At 74.7% G+C, this 4,765-nt stretch carries 6 protein-coding genes and 1 pseudogene; 3 read left to right on the top strand and 4 right to left on the bottom strand.

All coding sequences use genetic code 11. From position 1 onward, the window contains the following. Both I59_RS15620 and I59_RS15615 read right to left on the bottom strand, forming a co-directional pair. Positions 1-205: DUF1648 domain-containing protein (locus I59_RS15620; RefSeq protein ID WP_031274072.1), on the bottom strand; the 205-nt coding region annotated here is incomplete at its 3' end. After that, complete coding sequence (locus tag I59_RS15615; RefSeq protein WP_022904668.1) at positions 202-552, bottom strand: GntR family transcriptional regulator; 351 nt, start codon at positions 550-552, stop codon at positions 202-204. The genes I59_RS15620 and I59_RS15615, both read right to left, overlap by 4 nt. Positions 553-808: 256 nt before the next feature. Here I59_RS15615 and I59_RS22970 point away from each other — a divergent pair, with 256 nt between their 5' ends. From I59_RS22970 to I59_RS15600, 3 genes are all read left to right on the top strand, one after another. Continuing rightward, a complete protein-coding gene (locus I59_RS22970) occupies positions 809-976 on the top strand; it encodes a hypothetical protein (protein WP_022904667.1) in 168 nt (55 codons plus the stop codon). Continuing rightward, positions 940-1,947 carry a helix-turn-helix transcriptional regulator gene (locus I59_RS21080; RefSeq protein ID WP_022904666.1) on the top strand — a complete coding sequence of 336 codons (1,008 nt, stop codon included), beginning with the start codon at positions 940-942 and terminating at the stop codon, positions 1,945-1,947. Before I59_RS22970 ends, I59_RS21080 begins: the two co-directional genes overlap by 37 nt. Positions 1,948-2,016: 69 nt before the next feature. After that, a complete protein-coding gene (locus I59_RS15600) occupies positions 2,017-2,910 on the top strand; it encodes an alpha/beta fold hydrolase (protein ID WP_083882172.1) in 894 nt (297 codons plus the stop codon). 98 nt (positions 2,911-3,008) lie between these two features. On the opposite strand, the gene I59_RS15595 is transcribed toward I59_RS15600, so the two are convergent. Both I59_RS15595 and I59_RS23650 read right to left on the bottom strand, forming a co-directional pair. Continuing rightward, on the bottom strand, positions 3,009-4,079 hold the full coding sequence (locus I59_RS15595; RefSeq protein WP_222835027.1) for a PLP-dependent aminotransferase family protein: 1,071 nt from the start codon (positions 4,077-4,079) through the stop codon (positions 3,009-3,011). A 313-nt stretch (positions 4,080-4,392) separates the two neighbouring features. Continuing rightward, a pseudogene (locus I59_RS23650) lies at positions 4,393-4,765 on the bottom strand (DNA repair protein RecN); the annotation flags it as partial.

Below are 4,765 nucleotides of genomic sequence, written 5' to 3'. Positions count from 1 at the left end.
CCGCACACACCGCCAGGGCGATCCAGAAGAACGGCCACGGTGAGCCGAACCCATCGGCCCGTCCGTCCGCGCCGAAGTGCGTCGCCACCAGGCTCGGCAGCTGCGGCGCCGTCACCGCCCCGGCCACTGCCAGGGCGCCGAGCGCCACCGTGCTCGGTGCCATCGCCGCGAGTCGCATGCCCGTGGTCGTCCGTGCGGTCGTCATCGTGCCCCCTGGAGCATCGTCATCAGTTGGTCGAGCGGCACCCCGAGGGCGTCCGCCTGGTCACGGAGCTCCCCGACGAGGCTGCGGAGTCGGTCGAACGAGGCGTTCCCGGAGCGGAGCACCGTCGCGCCACGCCCCCGTCGCAGCTCGATGAGCCCGTCCTCCTGCAGTCGCGCGTAGGCACGGAGCACCGTGTGCATGTTGACGTCGATCGACGCGGCGAGGTCCCGGGCCGACGGCAACCGGTCACCGGCTGCGAGATCGCCACGGGCGATCGCGACACGCACCTGGGCCGCGACCTGCTCCGCGAGGGACACCCGGGCCGCGGGATCGACGGTGATCAACATGTTCGTATTCTATGCAAACAATCCGTCGAGCGCACGCCGGGGAGGACGTGGGCGGCGGACCGGCGGCGTGCCTCCAGGCCGGCCCCATCCGGATGGCGCGGATCGCGTCTGCCTGAGTGCTCGGTCCGTGTGCGACCTCCGCCGCGCGCGTAGCGTCCGAGTTAGCAACTAGTCCGTTCTGTGTCCAGCAAGTGCGTGAATCGACCAAGTGGTGCGACGTGCACGGGCACCATGATGTGGATTCAGGGAGCACACCATGACCAAGTACGAGTCGGACGACGCGGTCCAGCCGGCCCGCATCACCACCTACCGGGGCCTCCGGAAGGCCGCTCGTCGCGGTCGGGCGGTCGAGGAGACCCTGCCCACGCCGTCGCTGGCCGACCTGCGGTGGCCCGAGGCGACGAGCGGATCGAGGACCCGGTGAACGGCGCGGCCCGGACCCGTCGTCATTCGGCAGAAGAGGTCGTCCGCACGGTCACCGACCCGCACGAAGCCGTGGTGCTCATGCGCGAGGTCCACAACGGCCGCGACCTGCGCTTCGACGACCACAGCGGGTTCGGGTTGCGCTACCGGACGATGAGCGACGGGCGGGTGAGCCTCCGGACGGCGTCGTCGACCTCGCGGTTGACCGGCATCCTGCAGCCCGAACGCCAGTACGTCCTCCTGTGGGCCGTGGACGGTGGGACGGTGATCGACGCCGATCGGCCCGACTCCGTCACGATGCGGCCCGCCGTCCCGGTGGCCTTCCCCGCCGGACGGGAGTTCGCGATCGACGCCGTCCCCGGCACGCACCACTTCGTGCACTTCACCGCGGACTTCCTCGAAGCGGTCGCGACGAAGGACTCCGACGCCGCGCCGCGCCCGCTCAACCTGCCGATCGTCGTCGAACCGGAGCGGCTCGGCCCGCTGCAGGAGGTCGTCCGGGCCGTCGCGCCGGCGTTGTTCGACCGGTCCACGGTCGGTGAGACCCGCGACGCCCTCGACCTGATGCTCGCGGAGGCGGTGCTCGCCGCGTTCGAGCCCATGCCGGACGGCCACGTAGCGGGCCCGCACGCCAACGGCGTGCAGCGCGCCAAGACCTTCATGCACGCGCGGTTCGACCGAGCGCTCACCGTGCCGGAGATCGCCGAGGCGGCAGGGGTCAGCGTCCGGACCCTCCAGGAGGGGTTCCAGCGGCACGAGGGACTCACCCCGATGGCGTTCCTCCGGGAGATCCGCCTCGAGAAGGCCCGGCTCGGCCTGCAGCTCGCGGACCCCGACGTCTCCTCGGTGGGTGCGGTGGCGCTGTCCTGCGGGTTCAAGCACATGGGGCGGTTCTCCGGCGCGTACCACGAGGAGTTCGGGGAGTACCCGGCCGAGACCCTGCGGCTGCGAGGTCGGACCGTCGTCCGCTGACCGTCTTCCAGTGCGTCCTCTCCGCGGATCCCGAGCGCACTGATGGGGGAGCGCGGCTAGCGTCGAGGCATGCAGCCCGACACCCGCCCCGGACCGACCTCGAGCGGCTCCGTACGGGGCATGCGGCGGGACGTCGTCCGCGTCCGCGGCGAAGGGCAGCCGGTGCTGGTCCTGCACGGCACCCCCGGTGGGGTGGACACCGCGGACGTGATGGCCCGCTTCCTGCCGTCCGACGGCTTCCGGGTCGTGACGGTCTCCCGTCCCGGGTACCTCGGCACGCCGGTCCGGCACGGCCGCAGCAGCCTCGACGACGATGCCGACCGGGCGGTCGCGCTGCTCGACCGGCTCGGCATCGAGCGCGTCGGCGTGCTCGCGTGGTCGGGCGGCGGGCCCAGCGCCTACCGGCTCGCGATCCAGCACCCCGAGCGGGTCTCGTCGCTCGTCGTCGCTGCGGGTCTCTCCGCGCGGTGGGCGCCGCCGCGGGCGACCCCGGCCGAGTGGTTCGTCACGCAGACCCGGCCCGGCGCCGCACTCTCCGCGCTGGCCGCCCGTGTCGCCCCGGCCGCTGTCGTCCGTTCGGCCGTCGCGGGCGTCAGCTCGCTGCGGGGTGACGCCCTCGACGCGCACGTCCGCGACGTCATGGCGGACCCCGTCCGTCGGCGGTTCGTCCTCGACCTCGCCGCCACGGGCAACAGCTCGGGTCCGCACCGCGACGGGTGGCGGAACGACGTCGAGAACCTCGGTGCGATCACGACGCTCGACCTCGGGTCGGTGCAGACGCCGACGCTCCTCGTCCACGGTGACGCGGACGCCGACGTCCTCCCCGAGCACAGCGAGCGGGCGGAGCGTGAGATCTCCGGCGCCGAGCTCGTGCGGCTGCCGGGCGGGACCCACTTCGCGGTGTGGGACCACCACGACGCCGCGGCCGTCCAGGAGCGGGTCCGGGCGCACCTGCGGCGCTGACGCCGTCGCCTCTCGAAGCCGCGGTCCGACCGCCGGCACCCCCGCCGCGCTCCGCCTCAGCCGCCGCGGCCGCACAGGCCGGTCGTCCCTAACCGCGCTCAGCCCGCCGCGATCGCCGACACGAGCAGGCCGAGCACGCGGTCGAGCTCGATCGACGTGAGCGCCCCGTACCCGAGCACGACCCCCGTCGGCAGGCTGCCGGGCCGCACGCCGTAGTCGTCGAGCGCCGCCACGAGGACCCCGAGCGCCGCCATCCGGTCGACCACCGCGTGCCCCGTCGCCGGACCCGGCCACGTGACCACCGCGTGCAGCCCGCCGTCCAGGGCACGGGCCTCCAGTCCGGCGCCCCCGGAGGCGCCCACCCGGGCGAGGACCTGCTCCCGCCGGTGTGCGGCGTCGCGGCGGACCCGACCGAGGTGACGTCGGAGCGCGCCGGACCGCAGGAGGTGCGCCACCGCGACCTGCACGGGCTCGGCGACCACCGGACCGCGGGCCCGGCGCGCCGCGAGCACCGCCGCGGAGCGGTCGTCCTCGGCCGCGGGCAGGACGATCCAGGAACACCGCAACCGCGGGTCGAAGGTCTTCGAGAAGCCGCCGAGGTGCAGCACGGAGCCGGCCCGGTCGAGCGCGGCGAGGGCGGGGACCGGACTGCCCCGGTGCCGGAACTCGGAGTCGTAGTCGTCCTCGAGGACGAGCGTCCCCGTCCGAGTCGCCCAGTCGAGCAGCGACCGGCGTCGGGCCACGGGCATCACCGAGCCGAGTGGGTACTGGTGCGTCGGCGTGACCATCACGGCGTCCACGGGCGGCAGCGCCGCGAGGGCGTCGAGGTCGAGGCCGTCCGCCCCGACCGGCACGCCGAGCACGGTGCCGCCGGCCGACGTCACCGCGCGACGCCCGGTGGGGTAGCCGGGGTCCTCGACGGCGACGCGGGGCGAGCGACCGAGGAGCGTGCGGAGGCCCTCGGTGACGACGGAGATCGCGTCCGAGGTGCCCGCCGTGACCACCACGCGCTCGGGGTCGGGCGAGAAGCCGCGCGTGAGCCCGAGCTGGGCGGCGATCTGCGTGCGGAGCTCCGGGAGCCCGAGCGGGTCGGACAGGCCGTTCCGCAGCGGGGCGTCCGCTGCCGCCCGCCAGGCGGCACGCCAGTCGCGCTGCGAGATCGCCGTCACGGCGGGGATGCCGGGACGTGCGTCGAGGACCGCGGTGCCGGGATGCGGGACCCGGCGGATCGCAGGCGGCGCGGTCGTGCTGCCATCGCCCGCGGCGCGGTCGCCCGCGAGCGTGGCCCGGCCACCGCGACCCGTGGCCGGGCCGCCCACGGGAGTGGCGCGGCCGCCGCCACCCGTGGCCCGGCTGCCCTCCGCCGACGGAACCGTCCCAGCGCCGCCCCCGCCGACGACCACCGCAGCCGCCCCCTGCCGCGTCCGGATGTACCCCTCGCCGTCCAACTGGTCGTACGCCGCGACCACCGTCCCTCGCGCCACCCCGAGTGATCGCCGCGGCACCGCCGACACCGGCGTCGACCTCGTCGAAGACGAACGTCGGCACCGTGGTGCTGCCGGCCATCACGACCTCGATCGCGAGCATCACGCGGGAGAGCTCGCCGCCGGACGCCCCCTTGCCGATCGGTCGCGGGTCGGTGCCCGAGTGCGGCTGGAGCAGGATCGCGACCTGGTCACGTCCGTGCCGGCGGTACTCGCCCGCGTCGGTGACCTCGACCACGAGGGTCGCACCGGCCATCGCGAGCGACTTCAGCTCGGCCGTCACACGCTTCGCGAGGTCTCCCGCGGCCTTCGTGCGTGCGGTCGTCAGTGCGGCGGCGGCGTCGGCGAGCCGTTGTTCGTCCTGCTCGACC

It is taken from the genome of Curtobacterium sp. B8 (assembly GCF_000333315.1).
GTDB lineage: Bacteria > Actinomycetota > Actinomycetes > Actinomycetales > Microbacteriaceae > Curtobacterium > Curtobacterium luteum.
This window is presented reverse-complemented; position numbering and strand designations above follow the sequence as displayed.

Coding starts and splice junctions, on each gene's coding strand:
- I59_RS15615 (WP_022904668.1), bottom strand. CDS start 552: ATGTTGATCACCGTCGATCCCGCGGCCCGGGTGTCCCTCGCGGAGCAG.
- I59_RS22970 (WP_022904667.1), top strand. CDS start 809: ATGACCAAGTACGAGTCGGACGACGCGGTCCAGCCGGCCCGCATCACC.
- I59_RS15600 (WP_083882172.1), top strand. CDS start 2,017: ATGCAGCCCGACACCCGCCCCGGACCGACCTCGAGCGGCTCCGTACGG.